Raw genomic sequence first — 21,378 nt, 5'->3', positions numbered from 1 at the left:
CGAGCCACCGGCCGGAGCTCCTACGCCTCGGGCACTCCGGGCCGGAACGAGGAACGCGCCCGCCGCCGATCAACTCATCCTCCACATCAGCAGCAAGGCAACGAGACCGGCGCAGGTGCGCGCTGCCGATTGCCCCGCGGCGCTCGGCGTGCGGCGTGGCCGTCAGACCTCGCGCGACGGTGCGCCGTCGCCCCGCCCGGGCCGCGTGAAGGTTGCGAGGTGGACCACGAACGCCACGCCTGCAGCCGCCAATGCCACCGCCACCACCTGCCCGAGCCCGACGGCGAACCCGGGTACGTCGCCGCTCGAGATCGCCGACACGGCAGATGCGCCGGCGATCATCGCTCCGACGTCGCAGAGCCCGACCACGACGGCGGCGACGAAGCCGAGAATCCCCGCGCCTCGACCGAGCGACAGCAGGCCCAACCCGCCCAGTGCGCAGACCGCCAAGCCGATCAGCACAAGATCCACCCGGACCTTCGACACCAGATCTGGGCTCAAGCCGTTGAAGCCGGACAGCAGCACCAGCGCGACGAGAGGCAGCGCGAATGCCGAGATCGCCGCGACCTCCGACCGATGACCTGAGTTCATGATGCTTAACATAGCGCACCGAATCGACAACAGTGCAGATGGCAGGCCTCCGAACAGTCGGGCACGCCCGCACGCAACGCACCGCCACTCGCCGCTACCACACCGCCGGCCAATCACCGGCGGACATAGGACAACAGAGGATGCCGTTTGCGGAGATCTCCTCGTCGCTTCTCATGAAAGAAGCTCCAGGCGATAGTGGGTTTTCCCGGCCGAACCCGTCCGCCTCCTGTGAATGCCTGTGAATTCTCTTCGGAGGAACTCAGTTTCACCCCGCTACGTTCGGAGGAGTGGCTCGGACCGCCCACCGGTGGATCCGAGCGACGACGAAGGGAGAACGACATGCTCACACGATGGAAGATCGCCGCCACCGCCGGCGCTGCCGGCGCCCTCGCCCTGGCCCCCGCCGCGATGGCTCAGGCGGCACCGTCCGACCCGGTACCCGGCACGAACTGCACGGTGGCCCAGGTCGAACGCGCGCTGGTCGCCGTCGCGCCCGAGGCGGCGACGATGGTGAATCAGGTGCCCGGCGGCCGCGCCGAGGCCGAACGGATCCTGACGCTGCCGCCCGCCGAGCGCACCGCTCGGATCCACGAGCTGGGCCGGCAGAACCCGCAGCTCGCGGCGTACTACGGCCAGAACCAGGGGAAGATCAATCAGACGATCGGCGTCGTCGCGTCGACCTGCTCGCAGTACTGATCGCCCCACGCACCACGAAGGCGCCGACTCCACCGGGAGTCGGCGCCTTCGCCGTACGAGCACGATCCGTCAGGAGATCGGGATCTCCTTGATCTTCGAATCCGGCTTGCCCGCCGTCTTGCAGTAGACGATCGCCTGCTGCTGCAGTCCTGTGATCACGAGCGCCGAGGGCTCGTCGCCGTGCTTGTCCTTGTACAGCTTCGTCACCTGGTCACGCTGGTCCGCGTCGGACATCTTCTGGTAGTTCTCGCAGGTGGTGTCACCGCCCTGCTTCGTGCAGCCGGTGAGGGTGAGCGCGGCGACGGCGAGCACCGCCGCACCGAGGCGGATTCCGTTCGTGGGCTTCGACATGGGGCACCTTCCGGCTGGATGACGGGACGGGTCGACCCTACCGAGACGCCGGTCGCATCAGTCGACGCAGGGGATCTCGCCGCCGCGCAGGGTCGTCCCGGAGTCGGGCACCGGGCCCGCCGCGGCGGACGTGGGCATCGTCGTCGTACCCGGCGCGCGGGGCGCGGTGAAGCCCACGGGCTTCGGAGCCGGCGTCGCGCCGGCGACCTCGGTGGCGTCGGAGGTCTCCTCGGCGTCATCGGGTTCGGGCACGGACTGCCCGAAGGCCTTCTGCACCTGCGCACGGATGGCCTTCGGATCCACCAGGTTCACGGCCTGCTGGTCGATCATGTCGTAGCCGAGCACTGGCAGCGTCGTGAACGTGAGGTTCGTCCCCGCGATCTGGCCGGCCTGCTGCGCGAACTCCTGCAGGTCCCAGCCGTCGGAGACGACGACGTCCTTCTGCGCCACGGCGATCAGGGACTGCAGCTTCCGGACGTCGCCGAAGACGCCCTGCTTCTGCAGCTGCACCATGACGCCGGCGATGAACGCCTGCTGCCGGTGCGTGCGGTCGAGGTCGCCGTCGGCGAGCCCGTGCCGCTGCCGGACGAAGGCCAGCGACTGCGCGGCGTTCAGCTTCTGCCGACCGGCGGGGAAGGCGGCGCCGGAGTAGCTGTCGCGCACCGGGTTGTTGAGACACACCTCGACGCCGCCCAGGGTCTGCGCGAGGTCGTAGAAGCCGACGAGACTGACCTCCGCGAAGTGATCGATCGGCACACCCACGAGCCGGCCGACGGTGGCGATGGTCGCGGCGCGCGCCGACTCCCGGGCCTTGCTCTCGAGCTCCTTGCGGTCGGAGACGCCCGTCGCGGCCAGCTTGTCCTCGACCTCGGCCTTGCGGGTGCCGTACGCCTCCTTGATCTTCCCCTTCTTCTTCGACTCGACGCCCATGAAGGTCACGTAGTCGTCGCGCGGGATCGAGAAGGCGGTCACCTTCTTCCCGTCCGCGGGCACGTGCAGGAGGATCAGCGTGTTGGTGTTGTAGCCGCCGTTGTCACTGGTACCGGCGTGCAGCTGCTCGAGGACGTCGGCGGGCAGCGGGTCGCCGTTCTGATCACGCCGGGTGTCCAGCCCCATCAGCAGGATGTTCTTCGCACCGCCCGTGGACTTCGCCACCTTGGCCTCGGCGAGCGCGCGCGAGACGTTGAAGCCGCCGATCACCAGATTGGTGCTCCACCAGACGGTTCCGGTGACGGCGAGCACGACGGCCGACAGCAGCGCGATGGCCACGCGGCCACCCCGCGCTCCCGACGGTCTGCGCTTCACGCGGCGACATTACCGCGCGGAGCGGCGCTACTCGGGGACGCGCGCCGCGAGTGCCCGGAGCGGCTCCACCAGCTGGGCGAGCGCCCGCGCGCGGTGGCTGATCGCGTTCTTCTCCTCCGCGGTCAGCTCCGCGGCGGTGCGGTCCGAGCCGTCGGGGAGGAAGACCGGGTCGTAGCCGAACCCGCCGTCGCCGCGGGGCTCCCGCAGGACGGTGCCGCGCCAGGTGCCGCGCACCGTCCGCTCCCCCGTGCCGTCCACGAGGGCGCACGCCGAGACGAACTCGCCGCCGCGCCGCTCGTCCGGGGTGTCGGAGATCTGCGCGAGCAGCAGGGCGGTGTTCGCCGGGTCGTCCCCGTGGCGGCCGGACCAGCGCGCCGAGAGCACGCCGGGCATGCCGTTCAAGGCGTCGACGCAGATGCCGGAATCGTCGGCGAGGCAGGGCAGTCCGGTCCGCTCGTAGCCCTGCCGGGCCTTGATGAGCGCGTTGCCCTCGAACGACGGCGCGTCCTCGGGCAGCTCCTCGAAGGCCGGGACCTCGTCGAGCCCGATGACCTCGAGACCGACGATGCCCGCGTCGGCGACGACCTGCCGCAGCTCGCGGAGCTTCTTCGCGTTGCGCGAGGCGAGCAGCAGCCGGGTGCCGGTCACTGCCCGAACTTCTTCTTCTGTTCGCCCTCGAACTCCGGCAGCACGCCCGGGTACGGCGCCGCGAGCGCCTCCTTCTGCACGGCGAAGAGCTTCTCGGTGCCGGCGACCGCGGAGTCGAGCATCCAGTCGAGGGTGGTGCGGGCGAAGGTGGCTCCCTCGCCCGTGCCCTGCACCTCGACGAGGGTGCCGGTGTCGGTGGCGACGACGTTCATGTCGACCTCGGCGCGCGAATCCTCCTCGTACGGCAGGTCGAGCCGGACGCGGCCGTCGACGACGCCCACCGAGACGGCGGCGATCGCGCACGAGATGGGCTGCGGGTCGGTCAGCTTGCCGGCGGCGCCGAGGTAGGTCACGGCGTCGCACAGCGCGACGTAGGCGCCGGTGATCGACGCGGTGCGGGTGCCGCCGTCGGCCTGCAACACGTCGCAGTCGATGGCGATCGTGTTCTCGCCCAGCGCCGCGAGGTCGATGCAGGCGCGCAGCGACCGGCCGATGAGGCGGGAGATCTCGTGGGTGCGGCCGCCGACCTTGCCCTTGGTGGACTCGCGGCGGCTGCGCTCGTGGGTGGCGCCGGGGAGCATCGAGTACTCGGCGGTCAGCCAACCCTGGCCCGATCCGCGGCGCCAGCCGGGCACGCCCAGCTCGACGCTGGCGGTGCACAGCACCTTGGTGTTGCCGAACTCCACCAGCACCGAACCGGCGGGGTTCTGCGTGAATCCCCGGGTGATGGTCACGGGGCGGAGTTCGTCGTCGGCCCTGCCGTCTGCGCGTCTGCTCACGGCCCCAGCCTATCGCCTCCCGTCGGCGGGGGCGCTAGAGCTCGAAGACGTCGCCGCCCGTCACGGCGTGGACCGGCCCGTCGTAGACGGAGCGCGCCTCGGCGAGCACCGCTTCGCGCGAGGTCCACGGCGGGATGTGGGTGAGCAGCAGCCGCCCGACGCCCGCGTCCGCGGCGGCCTGGCCGGCCTCGACGCCCGAGAGGTGCACGCCCAGCGGGCGGTTCGCGGGGTCGTGCGTCCAGCTGGCCTCGGCCAGCATCACGTCCGCGCCGCGGGCGACCTCGACGAGGTTGTCGCAGACGCCGGTGTCGCCCGTGTACGCGAGGACCTTGCCGCTCGGCGACGTGATCCGCAAGCCGTGCGACTCGGGCGGATGGAACATGCGGAAGGGACGCACGGTGAGGCCGCCCACGACGTGGTCCTCACCCTCGGCCCACGCGGAGAAGTCGAACGTGTCGGAGATGTCGTCGAGCATCGCCGCCGACTCGGCGGAGGCGCGCCCCAGGCGCTCCGGGGTGTCCGCGGGGCCGATCAGGCGGGCGCGGCCCACCGCGGGCTCCGGGTGGTAGCGCCGCCACACGAGCAGCGACGGCACGTCGAGGCAGTGGTCGGCGTGCAGGTGCGAGAGCATGACGGTGACCGTGTTCGGGTCGACTCGCTGTTGCAACTCCCCCAACACCCCGGGTCCGAAATCCATGACGACCGGATCCTGCCCGTCCACCTCCAAGAGGTATCCCGAGCAGGCCGCCCGAGGACCGCCGACGCTGCCGGAACACCCGAGGATGGTGAGACGCATGAAGCACATGCTGCCAGATCCGCGATCGTCACGAGGCAATCGCGCCGACCTCACGGGAATTGCCAGGTCCGGACTCGGTGCGGGCGCGGCGCCCGAGCAGCACCGCCGCGAGCACGCCGCCGACGGCGCCCCACAGGTGCGCCTGCCACGAGACACCGGGCTGACCGGGCAGAACGCCCCACAGCATGCCTCCGTAGAGCACCATGAGCGTCACGCCGACGATGATGTCGAGCGGCTTGCGGGTGAACAGCCCCCGCACCGCCAGGTAGGTCATCCAGCCGAACAGCACCCCCGACAGCCCGATCACCACGGTGTTCGTGCCGCCCGTCACCCACACGCCGACGCCCGACACCAGCCAGATGATCGCGGTGGCGAGCAGGAACCGGCCGGCACCAGCGATCAGGCCCAGGAAACCGAGGATCAGCGCCGGAACGCTGTTGGCGGCCAGGTGCTCCCAACCGCCGTGCAGGAGCGGAGCGGCGGCGATCCCGCGGATCGCGTCGCCACCCTCACGCGGGTGGATGCCCCACTGGTCCAGGGAGTTGCCGGCGACGGTGTCGACGACCTCGATGGCCCATAGCGCGGCGACGAAGACCGCGATCACGATCGCGGACCGTCCGGCCGTGCTCCCGGCCACCCGCCGCACGGGCGACCGCTCGTCCTTGATGGGAACCGTCATGGCGACCTCCTCGCGCGAGCGGAGGCGGTGCTTCACTCACGCCCAGAGCTGGCCGTCGAGGGCCTCCTCCGCATCTTCCAACGTACCGTCGTACGCGCCGGTCGACAGATACTTCCATCCCGCATCCGCGACGACGAAGGCCACATCGGCGCGCTCGCCCGCGGCCAGGGCCTTGTTCGCGACGCCCAGCGCGGCGTGCAGCACCCCGCCGGTGGAGACGCCGGCGAAGATCCCCTCGTCGTCGATGAGCTGCCGCATGCGGCGCACCGCGTCGTAGGCGCCCACGGAGAACCGCCGCGTCAGGACCGTCTCGTCGTAGAGCTCGGGGACGAAGCCCTCATCGAGGTTACGGAGCCCGTAGACGAGCTCGCCGTACCGCGGCTCGGCGGCGACGATCTGCACGCCGGGCACGTGTTCGCGCAGGTAGCGGCCGGTGCCCATGAGCGTGCCCGTCGTGCCGAGACCCGCGACGAAATGCGTGATCTCGGGCAGGTCGGCGAGCAGCTCCGGCCCCGTCCCCGTGTAGTGCGCGCGGGCGTTCGCGGGGTTGCCGTACTGGTAGAGCATCACCCAGTCCGGGTGCTCCGCGGCGAGCTTCTTCGCCTCCGCCACGGCGCGGTTGGAGCCGCCCGCGGCAGGGCTGGAGATGATCTCGGCGCCGTACATGGTGAGCAGCTGGCGCCGCTCCGCGGAGGTGTTCTCGGGCATCACGCACACCAGCCGGTAGCCCTTGAGCTTCGCGGCCATCGCGAGGCTGATCCCGGTGTTGCCGGAGGTGGGCTCGAGGATGGTGTCGCCGGGACGGAGCCGACCGTCGGCCTCCGCCTCCGTGATCATCCGCAGCGCCGGGCGGTCCTTGATCGACCCCGTCGGGTTGCGGTCCTCGAGCTTGGCCCACAGCCGGACGGAGGGCGCACCGTCGGACCCGTCCCAGCGGGGCGACAGGCGCGGCAGCCCGACCAGCGGCGTCCCGCCCAGCGAGTCGAGCAGCGAGTCGAACCTCATCCGCCCGCCACCGCGGGAAGCACCGTGACGGTGCCCCCGTCGGCGACGGGGGTGTCGAGGCCGCCGGTGAACCGCACGTCCTCGTCGTCGACGTAGACGTTGACGAACCGGTGCAGCGCGCCGTCGGCGATGAGCCGGTCCTTGATCCCGGCGTGGCGGGTCTCGAGGTCGTCGATGACGGCGGCGAGCGTCGCGCCGTCGGCGGGCACGCGCTTCTGGTCGCCGGTGAGCGGGCGCAGGATGGTCGGGATGGACACGGTGACGGACATCAATCCTCCAGGATGTGGACGGGCTCTTCGGTGATCACGGAATCGACGATGCGGTAACTGCGGACCTCGGCGTCGGGGCCGAGCTCGTCGCGGGTGGAGATCAGGACGTAGTGGGCGTTCGGCTCGGAGGCGAACTTCACGTCGGTGCGGGAGGGATAGGCCTCGGTGGCCGTGTGCGAGTGGTAGATCACCACCGGCTCCTCGTCGGCGTCGTCCATCCCGCGCCACACGCGCAGTTGCTCGCCCGAGTCGAAGCGGTAGAACGTGGGCGAGCGCTCCGCGTTGAGCATCTCGATGAACCGCTCGGGGCGGTCGGAGCCCTCGGGCCCGGCGATGACGCCGCACGCCTCGTCGGGGTGGTCGCGGCGCGCGTGCGCGATCATCCGCTCCACCAGGTCGCGCCTGATCGTCAACCCGCGCGGCGGGCCCGGCTCCGTCATGTGCCGTGCAACCGCCGCCGGGCGCGCGCTATTCCGGCTCGCGGTCGAGCATCACCGAGACCAGCACGTCGAGCATCGCCGAGAGCCAGTGGTAGACGTCGACGTGCCCGGCCCGGGCCGGGTCCTCGGAGGACGGCCCGTCGGGCAGGTCCGCGGTGATGCCCAGCAGCGTGCCGAGCGCGAGCCGCAGGTCGTTGATGCAGGTCAGCCAGTCCTGCGCCTCGGACTCGGTGAGGGAGACGGTGCCGGCCCGCTCGGGCAGGGTGGCGAGCACCGTCTGTGCGGCATCGCGCTTGGCGTCGATCACCTCGGGCTCGTTGAGGGAGCGGAGCGCGCCGTTGAGGTCGCGGGCCAGCTCGCCCGACGGTGCCTCGGTCGCGCCCGGCGCGTTGGCGTCGGGCCGGTAGAAGTCGGGCAGCAAGCGCTGCAGCACGGTCTCCTGGGGCGGCTCGGCGTGGCCGGTCCGCAGCCCGGTCAGCTCGGCGAGGTCGTCGTGCGGTGCCGAGTCCTCCCGCTCGTCGAACAACTCGACCAGGGATCCGACGAGGGACCGGACGAGGCCGACCTCCTCCGGATCCATCTTCGAGACGAAGCGGACATCGCCGCGCACGCCCCGCTTGACCTGCCAGTTACGCACTCAGTCGTCTCGCTGCATCGTCGCCCACAGGCCGGCCGCATGCAGCTTGCGGACATCGGCCTCCACCTTGTCGCGGTCGCCCGTGGAGACCACGGCCTTCCCCTCGGTGTGCACCTGCATCATCAGTTCCTTGGCTTTGGCCGTGCTGAAGCCGAACAGCTTCCGGAGCACGAAGGTCACGTACGACATGAGGTTCACCGGGTCGTCCCAGACCACGGTGACCCAGGGCTTGTCGAGCGCCTCGTCGGTCTTGCGTTCGAGCACCGCGGACGTACCGGGCTGGGCAGCAGTGGAACCTCCGCCCGGACCACCGTCACTTCCCGGGGCCGCTGCGCTGCTGTCGGTCATGGTTCTAGGGTACCCAGTGTGACGGTAGATGAAAACGGGGCCGACTCCTCCTGGCGCAGCTCCGCCCTGCTCACGGATCAGTACGAGCTCACCATGCTCGCGGCGGCCCTCAAGGACGGCACGGCGCACCGGCCCTGTGTCTTCGAGGTCTTCGCGCGACGGCTGCCCGCCGGCCGGCGATACGGCGTGGTGGCCGGCACCACGCGGGTGCTCGACGAGCTCCGCCGGTTCCGCTTCGGTCCCGCCGAGCTCGCCGTCGTCGAGCGCTTCCTGGACCCCGATACGCTGGCCTGGCTCAAGGACTACCGGTTCACGGGCGAGATCGACGGCTACCGCGAGGGCGAGCTCTACTTCCCCGGTTCCCCGCTCCTGACCGTGCGCGCCACCTTCGCGGAGGGCGTGATCCTGGAGACGCTGATCCTGTCGATCCTCAACCACGACAGCGCGATCGCCTCCGCCGCCGCCCGTATGGTGTCCGCGGCCGCGGGGCGCCCGCTGATCGAGATGGGCTCGCGGCGCACGCACGAGCGGGCCGCGGTGGCCTCCGCCCGCGCGGCCTACCTCGCCGGGTTCGCCACGACCTCCAACATGGAAGCGGCCCGGACGTACGGCGTCCCGTCGGGCGGCACGGCCGCGCACGCCTTCACCCTGCTGCACACCGGCCCGGACGGCCCCGACGAGGAGGCCGCCTTCGCGGCCCAGGTCGCGGCGCAGGGGCCCGGTACCACGCTGCTGGTGGACACCTACGACATCACCGAGGGCGTCAACCGTGCGGTCCGGGCCGCGGGACCGGAGCTCGGCGGCGTCCGGATCGATTCGGGCGACCTCGGCATCATCACCCGGCAGGTGCGGGCGCAGCTCGACGGCCTGGGCGCGACGCGGACCAAGATCGTGGTGTCGGGCGATCTGGACGAGTACGCGATCGGCGCGCTGCGCGCGGAGCCGATCGACGTCTACGGCGTCGGCACCTCGCTCGTCACCGGCTCGGGCGCCCCCACCGCGGGGATGGTCTACAAGCTCGTCGAGGTCGACGGCCTGCCCGTCGCGAAACGCAGCTCGCACAAGGAGACCCAGGGCGGCGAGAAGCGCGCCGTGCGGCTCGCGCGCGGCACCGGCACCATCGTCGAGGAGCTGCTGCACCGGCCCGGGGCCACCCCGACGGTGCCGGCGCACCTCACGGCGACGCCGCTGCAGATCCCGCTGGTGCGCGGCGGCGACCAGGTCGACGGGCTGCCGACCCTCGAGGACGCGCGCGCGCACCTGCGCAACGCCCTGGTGACGCTGCCGTGGGAGGGCCTGGGCCTGTCGAACGGCGAGCCCGCGATTCCGACCCGCCTGGAGGAGAAGCGATGACGACGGCGCTGATCGTCGTGGACGTGCAGAACGACTTCTGCGAGGGCGGCTCGCTGGCCGTCGCGGGCGGCGCGCAGGTGGCGCGGCGCATCCACGACGACCTGCTGGAGTCCTATCCGGTGATCGCCGCGACCCGCGACTGGCACATCGACCCCGGCGCGCACTTCTCCGCGACCCCGGACTTCGTGGACTCGTGGCCGGTGCACTGCCGGGCGCGCACCGAGGGCGCGCAGTTCCACCCGAACCTGCGGCTGCCGGTGCGGGTGCCGGTGTTCAGCAAGGGCGCCTACTCGGCGGCGTACTCGGGTTTCGAGGCGCACGATCCGGACGGCGCTTCGCTCGCGGAATGGCTGGCGGCGCACGACGTCTCGTCGGTCGACGTGGTCGGCATCGCCACCGACCACTGCGTGCGCGCCACCGCCCTCGACGCCGTGGCCGCCGGCCTGACGGTGCGCGTGCTCGCCGACTACACCGCGGGCGTCGCCGAGGAGTCGACGCGGGCCGCGCTGGCGGAGTTCGCGGCCGCCGGGATCACGGTGGCCTGAGAGTCATTCGCCGGATTCGTCGCCGGGGCCCGCGGGGTCGTCGCCGGGATCCGGGAGGTCGTCCGGGTAGATGACGTCGATCTCGCGGATCGACTTCGGGAAGTCCGTGCGGTTGTTGGTCAGGAAGCGATCGGCACCCGCGGCGATCGCCGTCGCGAGGTGCACGGAGTCCGCGGCTCGGAGCCCGTAGGACACCGCGAGCGACAACGCCAGGTGCGCAGTGGGGTCATCCAACGGATACAGGTCGAGCCGGCCGACCAGCTCGAGCAATCGCTTCGTCTCATCCGACGCAAGACCCGCGCGCACTGACGGTGGTCATGGACGGTTTGTACGGCTGTGTACATGTACGTACGACAGGTCACGACGGTTGCCGGGCCTGGACGGCCGACAGTTCGGCAAGGAGCTCGTCGGGGTACTCCATCGGCAGCGAGTGCGTCCCGTCCGGCCAGACGCGGACCGTCGCGTTCGGCAGGGTGCGGGCCCGCTGCTCGGCGGCAGCGGTGTCGGTGACCGTGCTCCGGCCGCCGAGTCCGACGAAGACGGGCATCGTCAGTCGCGCGAGCGCGGCGTCGTCGGGCTGGACGGGCGTCGGGAGCGCGGCGCGGTACCCCGCCGCGCCGGCGTCGATCATGGCGCCGATCGGGCTGCCGGTGGTGTCGGCCTCGTCGGCCCCGCCGATGGACGCGAGTCCCTTCCGCCGCCACGACTCGGGCAGGAAGGGCAACGCCGAGGGCAGCGTCGCGACGTACATCTGCCAGCGCAGCCCGGCGAAGACGAGGATCGGCTCCCACAGCGTCAGGGTGGCGACCCGATCGGGATGGCGCACCGAGAGGTTCGCGGCGCTCCACGCGCCGAAGGAGTGCCCGACGAGGTGCGCGCGGCCGATCCCGAGGGCCGTCATCGTCTCCGCGAGCCAGGCCGCCTGGTCGTCGGCGCCGGCCAGCGGCCGGTCCTGCACGCTCATGCCCGCATCGCCCAGCGCGTCGACGGCGTAGACCTCCCGGTCGCGCAGGCGCGCCACTACGTCCGCCCACATGGGGACACCCGAGGATCGCCCCGGCACCAGCAGGATCGGCGCCTCCCCGGGCCGGGGCGTCCCGAACCGGTAGGCGCGGACGATGCCGTACCCGGTGCGCACGTCCCGCGTCTCCGACGGTGCCGGCAGGTCGCGGAGGGCGCGGTCGTACCGCTCGAGGTACGTCGCGCGGGCGTCCGCCGACCGCCAGTACCCGACGGGGCTCGGATCGCGCACGAGGTAGGCGCCCACCGCACCGAGGACCACCGCCGCCACCGCTCCGACCATCACCGCTCGCCGGATCCGTCGTCCCATGTCGCACCTCCTTGACAATGCATTCGCATTGTAACAAGTTCGCGATGCACTCGCATTGCTACGATCGACGGGTGCCGAAGCAGGTGGACCACGAGGAACGTCGCGCCGAGATCGACCGCGTCGTATGGACGATCATCGCCGAGGAGGGCATCGCCGCCGTCACCCTCCGCGCCATCGCCGCGCGCGGCGACATCTCGATGGGCCGCATCCAGCACTACTTCCCCACCCGCGACGCCATCGTCCGGCACGCACTCACGTCGTACCTGGCGCTGGCGGAGCGGGCCCACCCCGTCCCGGACGATCCGGGCGAGGCCCTGACGATGCTGCTCACCCACGCGATCCCGCGCGACGGCGCGCGACGTCTCGGCGCGAAGGTCTGGTACGCCTACCTCGCCGAGGCGGTCACCGATCCCGGCCTCCGCGCGATCGTCGACGAGACGCTGCGGGGCGCCGAGGACCTCGCGACGGACCTGCTCGACGGTGACCGCGACCGCGCGCGGGCCCTCCTCGCCGCGGCGGACGGCTTCGCCTACCGCGCGCTGATCGGCGTCGTCACCGCCGACGAAGCCGAAGCCGCCGTCCGCGACCTCGCCGGCCCGGCCCCGCGCCGGACCTGACGCGCGCCGGACCCGACCCGCGGGTAGTGAGCGCCGGATGCACACGTTTCCCCAGGAAGCAGTGCGGGCTAACGCTGTTAAGTTCCGATCGGGGCGGGGCTACAGTGCAGACATGCGCCTGACCGCCGAATTCACCAGCGAACCCTTCGAGGGCGAGGGAACGGTGCCGACGCACGCCGACCGCGCCGTCGGAGCACTGCGGGCCGCCGGCCTGGAACACGACTTCGGTCCGCTCGGCACCTCCGTGGAGGGTGACCGCGATTCCGTGCTCGACGCACTGCGGGACGCCCTCGATGCGGCGTTCACAGGCGGCGCGACCCGCGTCACCGTGCAGATCGAGCGGACCGATGACTGAACCCGGACATCCGCTGCTCGAGGCCGTGCGGGACCTCGTGGACCGGATCGACGGCACCGTCGTGACAGTGGCCGAGTTGCGGCCGTCGGACGTGCCGCTGCGCTGGGAGGGCCGCACCGTGGGTGGCGTGCGCCTCTCCGCCGCGGACCCGGCGGAGCCCCTCGCCGGCGACCTGGACACCCTCCTCGAGCGGCTCGCGGAGGAACTGGGAGCACCCCTGAACGAGTTGGACCGCAAGGACAAGCAGCGAGCCGTTCGCCTGCTCGAGGAGCGCGGCGCGTTCACCTTCCGCAAGTCCACCGAGACGGTGGCCGAGGCGCTCGGAGTCACCCGGTTCACGGTGTACAACTACCTCAACCGCCTGCGCGCCTGACCTGGACCGAGCGACGCTCGGCAACATTTTTTCAACAAACTGTTGACGTGACTCAGATCACATGTCATTCTTCGATCAGTGGAAAACCTCTTCCGCAGACCGAAAGAAGGCAGGTCAGATGGACCTCGAAGACTTCAACTCGGCGCCTGAGGCCGATATCCGGGCGACTCTACTCGCGTGTTGCGATGTGCGCTCCTGGAGCGATGCGGTCATCGACGGACGGCCCTACGCCGATGCCTCCGACGCCCTCCGGGCGGCCGGCACCGCGGCCCTGGCGTTCACCCCCGCCGACGTGGATCGCGCACTCGCCTCCCATCCGCGGATCGGCGAGCGCGCCGCGGGCGCCTCCACCGAGGCCGCGTGGTCCCGCAAGGAGCAGTCGGGCGTCGCCACCGACACGCAGACGCAGGCCGCCCTCCTCGCCGGCAACGGCGCCTACGAGGAGCGCTTCGACCGCGTCTTCCTGATCAACGCCGCGGGACTGGACGCGACGACGGTGCTCGCCGAGCTGCACCGGCGGCTCGAGAACGCGCCGGACGCCGAGGCAGCCGAAGTCGCCCGCGAGCTCCGCGGGATCGCGCTGCGCCGCCTCGCCCGGGTCCTCGAACTGGAAGACGAACTCGCAGAGAGGCAGTCATGAGCACGGTCACCACCCACGTCCTCGACACCGCGCGCGGTGTCCCCGCAGCCGGGGTCCCGATCCGGATGGACCGGGTCGGGCCGGACGGCACCGTCGAATCCGTGGCACAGGGCGTCACGGACGACGACGGCCGGATCCGCGACCTCGGCCCGGACGACCTGGCCGCCGGCGTCTACCGCCTGATCTTCGACACCGCGACGTACTCCACGGCCACGGGGCAGGAGAACTTCTTCCCCGAGGTCGCCATCACCTTCCGCCTGATCGCGGTCGACGGCGCCGTTCCCCACCACCACGTCCCGCTCCTCCTCAGCCCGTTCCACTACTCCACCTACAAAGGAAGCTGACCACCATGGCAATCCACTTGGGCCCCAACCAGTACGGCAAGGCGGAGAACCGCGTGGTGCGGATCTACCGCGACACCGCCCGGCACACGATCCGTGACCTCAACGTGTCCTCGGCGCTGCGCGGCGACTTCACCGACGCCCACATCAGCGGCGACCAGGCGGCGGTGCTGCCGACCGACACCCAGAAGAACACCTCGTTCGCCTTCGCCAAGGAGAAGGGCATCGGCGCGATCGAGGACTACGCCCTCACGCTGGGCGGTCATTTCATCGACTCAACCCCCAAGGCCGACGGCGCCCGCATCGAGGTGCACGAGTACCCCTGGGACCGGATCCAGGTCGACGGTGCCGGCCACGACCACGCCTTCGTCCGCTCCGGCGGCGGAGTACGGTCCACCGTCGTCAACGTCGACGGCCGCGGCGCCGACCGCCGCGCGCACGTGGTGTCCGGCATCCACGACCTGACGCTGCTCAAGTCCACCGGCTCGGAGTTCCACGGCTTCCTCAAGGACAAGTACACGACGCTGCAGGAGACCGACGACCGGATCCTCGCCACGTCGCTCGTCGCCAAGTGGCGCTACGACCACACGGACGTGGACTGGGACAAGTCCTTCGACTCGATCCGCGCGATCATGCTCCAGCGGTTCGCCGAGATCCACAGCAAGGCACTGCAGCAGACCCTGTACGGCATGGGCCAGTCCGTGCTCGAGCAGCACCCCGAGGTCGCGGAGATCAAGTTCTCGGCGCCGAACAAGCACCACTTCCTGGTGGACCTCTCCCCCTTCGGCGTGGAGAACCCCGGCGAGGTGTTCATCGCGGCCGACCGCCCCTACGGCCTGATCGAGGCGAGCGTCGTGCGCGACGACGCGTCCGACGCCGGCTCGGCGTGGCACGGCGTGCCCGGATTCTGCTAGCGGGGCGACGACCATGACCACAGCCACCGAGGTCCGGCCCGAGGACGAACGCCTCCCGCTCGGCAAGACCTTCGTCTACGGGCTCCAGCACATCCTGACGATGTACGGCGGCGTCATCGCGCCCCCGCTCATCGTGGGCGGCGCCGCGGGCCTGTCCGCCACGGACATGAGCCTGCTCGTGACCGCGGGCCTGTTCGTGAGCGGCCTCGCGACGATCCTGCAGACCATCGGCATCGGCCCGCTCGGCGCGCGCCTACCGATCGTGCAGGGCCTCTCGTTCGCCAGCGTCTCGACGATGACCGCGATCGCGCAGGACGGCGGCGTGCGGCCCATCTTCGGCGCGATCATCGTCGCCGGCCTGATCGGTCTCGTCCTCAGTTCCGTGTTCGCGAAACTGGTGCGGTACTTCCCGCCCGTGGTGACGGGCACGATCATCACGGTGATCGGCCTGTCGCTGCTGCCCGTGACCTTCAACTGGGCGCAGGGCGGCACCGCCAAGGCCGCCGACTACGGCTCGATGGCCAACATCGGGCTGGCCGGCGCCACGGTGCTGATCATCCTGGTGATCAGCCGCCTGTTCCAGGGCGCGATCTCGCGGCTGTCGATCCTCATCGGCATCGTCGTCGGCACGATCATCGCCGCCTTCATGGGCAAGCTCGACTTCTCGAAGGTCGGTGACGGACCGATCTTCTCGCTGCCGCCGGTCATGCACTTCGGCAGCCCGACGTTCCAGATCGGCGCCATCATCTCGATGACGATCGTGATCCTGGTGATCATGACGGAGACCACGGCCGACATCCTCGCCATCGGCGAGATCGTCGGCACCCCCGTCGATTCCAAGCGGGTCGCCAACGGCCTGCGCGCCGACATGCTCTCGACCGCGGTGGCCCCCGCGTTCAGCGCCTTCCCGTGCAGCGCGTTCGCGCAGAACGTGGGCCTGGTGGCGCTCACGGGGATCAAGAGCCGGTACGTGGTGGCGATGGGCGGCGGCATCCTCGCGTTCCTGGGACTGCTCCCCGTCGTGGGCCGGGTGATCGCGGCGATCCCCTACCCCGTGCTCGGCGGCGCCGGCCTGGTGCTGTTCGGCTCCGTGGCCGCCAGCGGCATCAAGACGCTCTCCCGCGTGAACTTCGACGGCAACCTCAACATGGTGATCGTCGCCGTCTCCATCGGCATGGGCATGATCCCCGTGGCGGCGCCCGACTTCTGGCACGCCTTCCCGACCGCGGTCGGCACGGTCATGCACTCGGGGATCAGCGCCGCCGCCGTGGTCGCGGTGGTCCTGAACTTCCTGTTCAACGAGATCACGGCGGGCAACCGGCCCGACGTCTCGGTGTTCGCGGCGGCCCCCGACGAACGCGGCAACCCGATCCCGAACGGCGACTGAGGCACGCCCGGTCGGCCGCCCGGCCGCACCGCCTCGACGAGAGCCGGAGTGTGCGATGCGCACTCCGGCTCTCCTCTTCCCGAACCCCTTGACGTGATCACCATCACATGCCACAATTCCATTGTACGGAAATGATCTTTCCGACAGGCGAAAGCTTGCAGGTCGTATCGGACCTCGCCAGAACCTGCATCGCCCGTACGCCCCGCCTGATGAAGGAGCCCCCATGAACGCGAACGCCCCCGCCAAGTACACGGTCAACTGCTCGATCCTGCTCGCCGACACCCCGATCTTCGAGCGGCCCCGCACGGTCCGCGAGGCGGGCTTCGAGGCCGTCGAGTTCTGGTGGCCGTTCCCCACGGCCGTGCCGAGCGACCGTCAGGTCGACGCCTTCGTCACGGCGATCGAGGACGCGGGCGTGCAGCTCACGGGCCTGAACTTCGCGGCCGGCGACATGCCCGGCGGCGAGCGCGGCATCCTCTCCGATCCCGCCCGCGTCGCCGAGTTCCGCGACAACATCGACGTCGTCGTCGGCATCGGCGAGCGCCTGGGCATCCCGGCTTTCAACGCCCTGTACGGCAACCGGATCGACGGCGGCGACCCCGCCGAGCAGGACGCCGTCGCCGCCGAGAATCTCGCCGCCGCGGGCCGCGCCGCCGCCGGGATCGGCGCCGTCGTCCTCATCGAGCCGGTCAGCGGCGCCCCGCGCTACCCGCTGCTCACCGCGGCCGACGCCGTGACCGTCATCGACCGCGTCCGGGAGCAGTCCGGCGTCGACTCCCTGCGACTGCTCGCCGACCTGTACCACCTGCAGGTCAACGGCGACGACGTCGCCGCCGCCATCGACACCCACGCCGGCCTGATCGGCCACGTCCAGATCGCCGACGATCCCGGCCGCGGCGAGCCCGGCACCGGGACCCTCGACCTCGACGGCCACCTCGCCCACCTCGAGCGCGTGGGCTACTGCGGGCCGATCGGCCTGGAGTACAAGCAGACCCAGGACGATCCCTTCGCCTGGCTCCCCCGCGAGCAGCGCGCCGCCCGCGTGGTCGCGGCCTCCTGAGCCCCCAAGCCACCCGATCCTCCGATCGACGACCCGACACAAGGAATCTCATGACGAACATCGCCTTCATCGGACTCGGCATCATGGGCAGCCCCATGGCCGTGCACCTCGCGAACGCCGGCCACACGGTGGCGGGCTTCAACCGCACCCCCGAGCGGGCCAAGCCGCTCGTCGACGCCGGCGGCCGCGCCGCCGCCTCGATCGCCGACGCCGTCGCCGACGCCGAGGTCATCGCGGTGATGGTGCCCGACTCCCCCGACGTGCAGGCCGTGCTCGCGGGCGAGGGCGGCGTCTTCGACAACGCCCCCGCCGGCGCGCTGATCATCGACTTCTCCAGCATCCGGCCCGACGTGACGACCGAGCTCGCGAAGCAGGCCGCCGAACGCGGCTTCCGGCTCATCGACGCGCCCGTGTCGGGCGGCGAGGCCGGCGCGATCAACGCAGCGCTGTCGATCATGGTCGGCGGCACGCCCGAGGACTTCGCCGCGGCGCAGCCGGTGCTCGACGTGGTCGGCAAGACCATCGTGCACGTGGGCCCCAACGGCTCCGGGCAGACCGTCAAGGCCGCGAACCAGCTCATCGTGGCCGGCAACATCCAGCTCCTGGCCGAGTCCATCGTCTTCCTCGAGGCGTACGGCGTGGACACCGCCGCCGCCGTCCAGGTGCTCGGCGGCGGGCTCGCGGGCTCCGCCGTGCTCAACCAGAAGGCGCAGAAGATGCTGGACCGCGAGTTCGAGCCCGGCTTCCGGATCGAGCTGCACCACAAGGACCTCGGCATCGTCACCGCCGCCGCCCGCGAGGCCGGCGTCGTCGCACCACTCGGCGGCCTCGTCGCCCAGCTCATGGCCTCCGCCCGCGCCAACGGCGACGGCCCCCTCGACCACTCCGCGCTGCTGCGCGGCGTCGAGCGCCTGTCCGGCCGCACGTCCTAACCCGAAGACATTGGAGAACTGACATGGCTCGTATGCGTGCCGCCGAAGCAGCGGTCAAGATCATGGAGCTCGAGGGCGCCACCCAGGCGTTCGGCGTCCCCGGCGCCGCCATCAACCCCTTCTACGCGGCGATGCGCGCGCACGGCGGCATCGGCCACGTGCTCGCCCGCCACGTCGAGGGCGCCTCGCACATGGCGGAGGGCTTCACCCGCGCCGAGGCCGGCAACATCGGTGTCTGCATCGGCACGTCCGGCCCCGCCGGCACCGACATGATCACCGGGTTGTACTCGGCCATGGCCGATTCCATCCCCATCCTCGCCATCACCGGCCAGGCGCCCGTCGCGCGACTGCACAAGGAGGACTTCCAGGCGGTCGACATCGCGTCCATCGCGAAGACCGTCACCAAGATGGCCGTCACCGTGCTCGAGCCCGCGCAGGTGCCGGGCGTGTTCGCGCAGGCCTTCCACCTCATGCGTTCGGGTCGGCCCGGCCCCGTCCTCATCGATCTGCCCATCGACGTGCAGCTCGCCGAGATCGAGTTCGACCCGGACACCTACACCCCGCTGCCCGTGCACAAGCCCGCCGCGACCCGCGCGCAGGCGGAGAAGGCGCTGGACATGCTGGCCGCAGCCGAGCGCCCGCTCCTCGTGGCCGGCGGCGGCATCATCAACGCCGACGCCTCCGACAAGCTGGTCGAGCTCGCCGAGCTGCTGGACGTCCCGGTCATCCCGACCCTCATGGGCTGGGGCACGATCCCCGACGACCACCGCCTCGCCGCGGGCATGGTGGGCTTGCAGACCGCGCACCGCTACGGCAACGCGACGATGCTCGCCTCGGACTTCGTGCTGGGCATCGGCAACCGCTGGGCGAACCGGCACACCGGCGGGCTCGACACCTACCGCGCGGGCCGGACGTTCGTCCACGTGGACATCGACCCCACCCAGATCGGCCGGGTCTTCGCGCCGGACTACAGCATCGTCTCCGACGCCGGGGCCGCGCTGGAGCAGCTCGTGGAGGTCGCCCGGGAGCGGCGGGCCGCCGGCACGCTGGCGGACCGCTCCGCCTGGGTCGAGTCCTGCGCCGAGCGCAAGCGGACCATGCAGCGCCGCACGCACTTCGACGACGTGCCGATCAAGCCGCAGCGCGTCTACGAGGAGATGAACAAGGCCTTCGGCCGCGACACCCGGTACGTCAGCACGATCGGTCTTTCGCAGATCGCCGGCGGGCAGTTCCTGCACGTCTTCAAGCCGCGCCACTGGATCAACTGCGGCCAGGCCGGCCCGCTGGGCTGGACCATCCCCGCGGCCCTCGGCGTGGTCAAGGCCGCGCCCGGAACCGACGTGGTGGCGCTCTCGGGCGACTACGATTTCCAGTTCATGATCGAGGAACTGGCGGTCGCGGCGCAGTTCAACCTGCCCTACGTCCACGTCGTGGTGAACAACTCGTACCTGGGCCTGATCCGGCAGGCGCAGCGCGCCTTCGACATGGACTTCCAGGTCCAGCTGGGCTTCGACAACATCAACGCCGATGTCGACGACGCCCACAGCACCACCGGCTCGGACCCGATGCCCCTGGCCCCCAAGGGCTACGGCGTCGACCACGTCAAGGTCGCGGAGGGCCTGGGCTGCAAGGCCGTGCGCGTGACCGACCCGGCGGAGATCGCCGCGACGCTCACCCGCGCGCAGCAGATGGCCCGTGAGCACAAGGTGCCCGTGGTCGTCGAGATCTTCCTGGAGCGGGTCACCAACATCGCGATGGGCACCGAGCTCGACAACGTCGCCGAGTTCGAGGATCTCGCGACCGTCGGCACCGACGCGCCCACCGCCCTCCTGCTGCTCGACTAGGAGGACGCGATGACGACGGTGCTGCTCTCGCCCGACAAGTTCAAGGGCTCCCTGTCCGCGGCGGGCGTCGCGGACGCCCTCGCCCGCGGTATCGCGGACGTCGCGCCGGACTGGGTGTGCGTCCGCGCCCCCATCGCCGACGGCGGGGACGGCACCGTCGACGCCGCCGTGGCCGCGGGGTGGGAGCGGGTCGCGGTGGAGACCACCGGCCCGACCGGGGTCCCGCACACGACGTCGTACGCCCGCGGCGGCCCGACGGCCGTGGTCGAGCTCGCCTCGGCCGTCGGCCTGGAGCTGCTGCCCGGCCGCGAGCCGGACGCGCTCGGCGCCACCACCTTCGGCCTGGGCACGGTGATCCGGCACGCGCTCGAACACGGGGCGCAGCACATCGTCCTCGGCCTCGGCGGCAGCGCCTCGACCGACGGCGGCGCCGGCATGCTGCAGGCGCTCGGCGTGTCGATCACAGACCGCGCGGGCGAGCCCGTGCGGCCGGGCGGCACCGCTCTGCTGCAGGCCGCGCGCGTCGACCTCGCCGGCCTGCTCCCCGAGGCGCGCGGCGCGCGGTTCACGCTCGCGTGCGACGTCGACAATCCGCTGCTCGGACCCGACGGCGCGGCCGCGGTCTACGGCCCGCAGAAGGGGGCGACCGCCGCGCAGGTCACCCTGCTCGACGGCGCCCTGCGCACCTGGGCCGACGTGGTCGCGGAGGCGACGGGCGCCGACGTGCGGGAGACGCCGGGCGCGGGGGCCGCGGGCGGCACGGGCTTCGGCGCGATGGCGGTTCTCGGCGCCGAGGCGCGGCCGGGCGTCGACATCGTGCTGGAGCTCGCCGACTTCGCGGACAAGGTCCGGGCGGCGGACCTCGTGATCACGGGCGAGGGGTCACTCGATGCACAATCGCTGCACGGCAAGGCGCCGGTCGGCGTCGCCTCCGCGGCCCGCGCGGCCGGGGTGCCGGTCATCGCGGTGGCGGGGCGCAGCGCGCTCACCGCGGAGCAGATCCACGCGGCGGGCTTCCGGCGCGCGATGGCGCTGTCCGAGATCGAGCCCGATCCCGCGCGCTCGATGGCGAACGCCGCCGAGCTGCTGCGCCGCATCGGCCGGTCCATCGCCGCGGGCGCCGGCGGCCGGCTGGGCTGATCG

The 21,378-nt window shown here is 71.4% G+C and carries 28 protein-coding genes; 14 read left to right on the top strand and 14 right to left on the bottom strand.

Annotated elements, in window-relative coordinates; all coding sequences use genetic code 11:
• Positions 1–162: 162 nt before the first annotated feature.
• On the bottom strand, positions 163–591 hold the full coding sequence (locus WFK95_RS19075) for a hypothetical protein (protein ID WP_336671608.1): 429 nt from the start codon (positions 589–591) through the stop codon (positions 163–165).
• Positions 592–930: 339 nt separating this feature from the next.
• Here WFK95_RS19075 and WFK95_RS19070 point away from each other — a divergent pair, with 339 nt between their 5' ends.
• On the top strand, positions 931–1,287 hold the full coding sequence (locus tag WFK95_RS19070) for a hemophore-related protein (RefSeq protein WP_224646336.1): 357 nt from the start codon (positions 931–933) through the stop codon (positions 1,285–1,287).
• Between the two features lie 69 nt (positions 1,288–1,356).
• Here WFK95_RS19070 and trbK read toward each other — a convergent pair whose 3' ends face one another.
• From trbK to clpS, 11 genes are read right to left on the bottom strand one after another with little or no spacing between them, the layout of a single operon-like run.
• A complete protein-coding gene (gene trbK / locus WFK95_RS19065; RefSeq protein ID WP_336671607.1) occupies positions 1,357–1,638 on the bottom strand; it encodes an entry exclusion lipoprotein TrbK in 282 nt (93 codons plus the stop codon).
• A 57-nt stretch (positions 1,639–1,695) separates the two neighbouring features.
• On the bottom strand, positions 1,696–2,943 hold the full coding sequence (locus tag WFK95_RS19060) for an LCP family protein (RefSeq protein ID WP_336671606.1): 1,248 nt from the start codon (positions 2,941–2,943) through the stop codon (positions 1,696–1,698).
• Positions 2,944–2,970: 27 nt separating this feature from the next.
• Positions 2,971–3,591, bottom strand: a complete 621-nt coding sequence (gene rdgB / locus WFK95_RS19055) for an RdgB/HAM1 family non-canonical purine NTP pyrophosphatase (RefSeq protein WP_336671605.1) — start codon at positions 3,589–3,591, stop codon at positions 2,971–2,973.
• Positions 3,588–4,370, bottom strand: coding sequence for a ribonuclease PH (gene rph, locus WFK95_RS19050; protein WP_224646344.1), 783 nt, complete (start codon positions 4,368–4,370; stop codon positions 3,588–3,590). The genes rdgB and rph overlap by 4 nt, the downstream gene beginning before the upstream one ends.
• A 34-nt stretch (positions 4,371–4,404) precedes the next feature.
• Complete coding sequence (locus WFK95_RS19045; RefSeq protein WP_224646347.1) at positions 4,405–5,166, bottom strand: cyclic nucleotide-degrading phosphodiesterase; 762 nt, start codon at positions 5,164–5,166, stop codon at positions 4,405–4,407.
• Positions 5,167–5,194: 28 nt separating this feature from the next.
• Positions 5,195–5,845 carry a rhomboid family intramembrane serine protease gene (locus tag WFK95_RS19040; RefSeq protein ID WP_336671604.1) on the bottom strand — a complete coding sequence of 217 codons (651 nt, stop codon included), beginning with the start codon at positions 5,843–5,845 and terminating at the stop codon, positions 5,195–5,197.
• Between the two features lie 36 nt (positions 5,846–5,881).
• Positions 5,882–6,850, bottom strand: a complete 969-nt coding sequence (locus WFK95_RS19035) for a PLP-dependent cysteine synthase family protein (RefSeq protein WP_336671603.1) — start codon at positions 6,848–6,850, stop codon at positions 5,882–5,884.
• Positions 6,847–7,119 (bottom strand): MoaD/ThiS family protein, encoded by a 273-nt coding sequence (locus WFK95_RS19030; protein WP_224646353.1) that lies wholly within the window; start codon positions 7,117–7,119, stop codon positions 6,847–6,849. Before WFK95_RS19030 ends, WFK95_RS19035 begins: the two co-directional genes overlap by 4 nt.
• Positions 7,119–7,559 carry a M67 family metallopeptidase gene (locus WFK95_RS19025; protein ID WP_336671602.1) on the bottom strand — a complete coding sequence of 147 codons (441 nt, stop codon included), beginning with the start codon at positions 7,557–7,559 and terminating at the stop codon, positions 7,119–7,121. The genes WFK95_RS19030 and WFK95_RS19025 overlap by 1 nt, the downstream gene beginning before the upstream one ends.
• A gap of 28 nt (positions 7,560–7,587) precedes the next feature.
• The gene (locus tag WFK95_RS19020) at positions 7,588–8,196 is read right to left on the bottom strand and encodes a DUF2017 domain-containing protein (protein WP_224646357.1); all 609 of its coding nucleotides are present in this window, start codon (positions 8,194–8,196) and stop codon (positions 7,588–7,590) included.
• The gene (gene clpS, locus WFK95_RS19015; RefSeq protein WP_224646359.1) at positions 8,197–8,544 is read right to left on the bottom strand and encodes an ATP-dependent Clp protease adapter ClpS; all 348 of its coding nucleotides are present in this window, start codon (positions 8,542–8,544) and stop codon (positions 8,197–8,199) included.
• Between the two features lie 18 nt (positions 8,545–8,562).
• On the opposite strand from clpS, the gene WFK95_RS19010 reads away from it, so the two are divergent.
• Both WFK95_RS19010 and WFK95_RS19005 read left to right on the top strand, forming a co-directional pair.
• The gene (locus WFK95_RS19010; RefSeq protein WP_336671601.1) at positions 8,563–9,897 is read left to right on the top strand and encodes a nicotinate phosphoribosyltransferase; all 1,335 of its coding nucleotides are present in this window, start codon (positions 8,563–8,565) and stop codon (positions 9,895–9,897) included.
• Positions 9,894–10,442, top strand: a complete 549-nt coding sequence (locus WFK95_RS19005; RefSeq protein WP_336671600.1) for an isochorismatase family protein — start codon at positions 9,894–9,896, stop codon at positions 10,440–10,442. The genes WFK95_RS19010 and WFK95_RS19005 overlap by 4 nt, the downstream gene beginning before the upstream one ends.
• 3 nt (positions 10,443–10,445) lie before the next feature.
• On the opposite strand, the gene WFK95_RS19000 is transcribed toward WFK95_RS19005, so the two are convergent.
• Together WFK95_RS19000 and WFK95_RS18995 are read right to left on the bottom strand one after the other, a co-directional pair.
• Positions 10,446–10,748 carry a type II toxin-antitoxin system VapC family toxin gene (locus tag WFK95_RS19000; protein ID WP_336671599.1) on the bottom strand — a complete coding sequence of 101 codons (303 nt, stop codon included), beginning with the start codon at positions 10,746–10,748 and terminating at the stop codon, positions 10,446–10,448.
• A 52-nt stretch (positions 10,749–10,800) separates the two neighbouring features.
• The gene (locus WFK95_RS18995) at positions 10,801–11,772 is read right to left on the bottom strand and encodes an alpha/beta fold hydrolase (RefSeq protein WP_336671598.1); all 972 of its coding nucleotides are present in this window, start codon (positions 11,770–11,772) and stop codon (positions 10,801–10,803) included.
• Between the two features lie 71 nt (positions 11,773–11,843).
• Here WFK95_RS18995 and WFK95_RS18990 point away from each other — a divergent pair, with 71 nt between their 5' ends.
• From WFK95_RS18990 to WFK95_RS18940, 11 genes are all read left to right on the top strand, one after another.
• Complete coding sequence (locus WFK95_RS18990) at positions 11,844–12,389, top strand: TetR/AcrR family transcriptional regulator (protein WP_336671597.1); 546 nt, start codon at positions 11,844–11,846, stop codon at positions 12,387–12,389.
• Positions 12,390–12,501: 112 nt separating this feature from the next.
• Positions 12,502–12,744, top strand: coding sequence for a thiamine-binding protein (locus WFK95_RS18985; protein ID WP_224646370.1), 243 nt, complete (start codon positions 12,502–12,504; stop codon positions 12,742–12,744).
• Entirely contained in the window at positions 12,737–13,117 is a 381-nt protein-coding gene (locus tag WFK95_RS18980; RefSeq protein ID WP_336671596.1) for a helix-turn-helix domain-containing protein, read from the top strand. Before WFK95_RS18985 ends, WFK95_RS18980 begins: the two co-directional genes overlap by 8 nt.
• A 61-nt stretch (positions 13,118–13,178) precedes the next feature.
• Positions 13,179–13,757, top strand: coding sequence for a 2-oxo-4-hydroxy-4-carboxy-5-ureidoimidazoline decarboxylase (gene uraD, locus WFK95_RS18975; protein WP_336671595.1), 579 nt, complete (start codon positions 13,179–13,181; stop codon positions 13,755–13,757).
• Positions 13,754–14,101 (top strand): hydroxyisourate hydrolase, encoded by a 348-nt coding sequence (gene uraH, locus WFK95_RS18970; protein WP_336671594.1) that lies wholly within the window; start codon positions 13,754–13,756, stop codon positions 14,099–14,101. Before uraD ends, uraH begins: the two co-directional genes overlap by 4 nt.
• Positions 14,102–14,106: 5 nt before the next feature.
• A complete protein-coding gene (gene pucL, locus WFK95_RS18965; RefSeq protein WP_336671593.1) occupies positions 14,107–15,012 on the top strand; it encodes a factor-independent urate hydroxylase in 906 nt (301 codons plus the stop codon).
• Between the two features lie 13 nt (positions 15,013–15,025).
• Positions 15,026–16,399, top strand: coding sequence for a nucleobase:cation symporter-2 family protein (locus tag WFK95_RS18960; protein ID WP_336671592.1), 1,374 nt, complete (start codon positions 15,026–15,028; stop codon positions 16,397–16,399).
• A 223-nt stretch (positions 16,400–16,622) separates the two neighbouring features.
• Positions 16,623–17,459, top strand: coding sequence for a hydroxypyruvate isomerase family protein (locus tag WFK95_RS18955; RefSeq protein WP_336671591.1), 837 nt, complete (start codon positions 16,623–16,625; stop codon positions 17,457–17,459).
• A 50-nt stretch (positions 17,460–17,509) separates the two neighbouring features.
• Positions 17,510–18,391: a 2-hydroxy-3-oxopropionate reductase gene (locus tag WFK95_RS18950; RefSeq protein WP_336671590.1), complete on the top strand. Its 882-nt coding sequence runs from the start codon at positions 17,510–17,512 to the stop codon at positions 18,389–18,391.
• A 23-nt stretch (positions 18,392–18,414) separates the two neighbouring features.
• Positions 18,415–20,235 (top strand): glyoxylate carboligase, encoded by a 1,821-nt coding sequence (gcl, locus tag WFK95_RS18945; RefSeq protein ID WP_224646381.1) that lies wholly within the window; start codon positions 18,415–18,417, stop codon positions 20,233–20,235.
• Positions 20,236–20,244: 9 nt separating this feature from the next.
• Positions 20,245–21,375, top strand: a complete 1,131-nt coding sequence (locus tag WFK95_RS18940; RefSeq protein WP_336671589.1) for a glycerate kinase — start codon at positions 20,245–20,247, stop codon at positions 21,373–21,375.
• The last annotated feature ends 3 nt before the right edge of the window (positions 21,376–21,378 follow it).

It is taken from the genome of Tsukamurella sp. USMM236 (assembly GCF_037148755.1).
Lineage (GTDB): Bacteria > Actinomycetota > Actinomycetes > Mycobacteriales > Mycobacteriaceae > Tsukamurella.
Note: the sequence above shows the minus strand (reverse complement) of the source record. Positions and strands in the feature narration are given on the sequence as shown.

Excerpts from the sequence above, each read along its gene's own strand:
- WFK95_RS19075 (WP_336671608.1), bottom strand. The coding sequence starts at position 591 with ATGAACTCAGGTCATCGGTCGGAGGTCGCGGCGATCTCGGCATTCGCG.
- WFK95_RS19070 (WP_224646336.1), top strand. The coding sequence starts at position 931 with ATGCTCACACGATGGAAGATCGCCGCCACCGCCGGCGCTGCCGGCGCC.
- trbK (WP_336671607.1), bottom strand. The coding sequence starts at position 1,638 with ATGTCGAAGCCCACGAACGGAATCCGCCTCGGTGCGGCGGTGCTCGCC.
- WFK95_RS19045 (WP_224646347.1), bottom strand. The coding sequence starts at position 5,166 with ATGCGTCTCACCATCCTCGGGTGTTCCGGCAGCGTCGGCGGTCCTCGG.
- WFK95_RS19040 (WP_336671604.1), bottom strand. The coding sequence starts at position 5,845 with ATGACGGTTCCCATCAAGGACGAGCGGTCGCCCGTGCGGCGGGTGGCC.
- WFK95_RS19035 (WP_336671603.1), bottom strand. The coding sequence starts at position 6,850 with ATGAGGTTCGACTCGCTGCTCGACTCGCTGGGCGGGACGCCGCTGGTC.
- WFK95_RS19030 (WP_224646353.1), bottom strand. The coding sequence starts at position 7,119 with ATGTCCGTCACCGTGTCCATCCCGACCATCCTGCGCCCGCTCACCGGC.
- WFK95_RS19025 (WP_336671602.1), bottom strand. The coding sequence starts at position 7,559 with ATGACGGAGCCGGGCCCGCCGCGCGGGTTGACGATCAGGCGCGACCTG.
- clpS (WP_224646359.1), bottom strand. The coding sequence starts at position 8,544 with ATGACCGACAGCAGCGCAGCGGCCCCGGGAAGTGACGGTGGTCCGGGC.
- WFK95_RS19005 (WP_336671600.1), top strand. The coding sequence starts at position 9,894 with ATGACGACGGCGCTGATCGTCGTGGACGTGCAGAACGACTTCTGCGAG.
- WFK95_RS18995 (WP_336671598.1), bottom strand. The coding sequence starts at position 11,772 with ATGGGACGACGGATCCGGCGAGCGGTGATGGTCGGAGCGGTGGCGGCG.
- WFK95_RS18985 (WP_224646370.1), top strand. The coding sequence starts at position 12,502 with ATGCGCCTGACCGCCGAATTCACCAGCGAACCCTTCGAGGGCGAGGGA.
- WFK95_RS18980 (WP_336671596.1), top strand. The coding sequence starts at position 12,737 with ATGACTGAACCCGGACATCCGCTGCTCGAGGCCGTGCGGGACCTCGTG.
- uraD (WP_336671595.1), top strand. The coding sequence starts at position 13,179 with ATGTCATTCTTCGATCAGTGGAAAACCTCTTCCGCAGACCGAAAGAAG.
- uraH (WP_336671594.1), top strand. The coding sequence starts at position 13,754 with ATGAGCACGGTCACCACCCACGTCCTCGACACCGCGCGCGGTGTCCCC.
- pucL (WP_336671593.1), top strand. The coding sequence starts at position 14,107 with ATGGCAATCCACTTGGGCCCCAACCAGTACGGCAAGGCGGAGAACCGC.
- WFK95_RS18960 (WP_336671592.1), top strand. The coding sequence starts at position 15,026 with ATGACCACAGCCACCGAGGTCCGGCCCGAGGACGAACGCCTCCCGCTC.
- WFK95_RS18955 (WP_336671591.1), top strand. The coding sequence starts at position 16,623 with ATGAACGCGAACGCCCCCGCCAAGTACACGGTCAACTGCTCGATCCTG.
- WFK95_RS18950 (WP_336671590.1), top strand. The coding sequence starts at position 17,510 with ATGACGAACATCGCCTTCATCGGACTCGGCATCATGGGCAGCCCCATG.
- gcl (WP_224646381.1), top strand. The coding sequence starts at position 18,415 with ATGGCTCGTATGCGTGCCGCCGAAGCAGCGGTCAAGATCATGGAGCTC.
- WFK95_RS18940 (WP_336671589.1), top strand. The coding sequence starts at position 20,245 with ATGACGACGGTGCTGCTCTCGCCCGACAAGTTCAAGGGCTCCCTGTCC.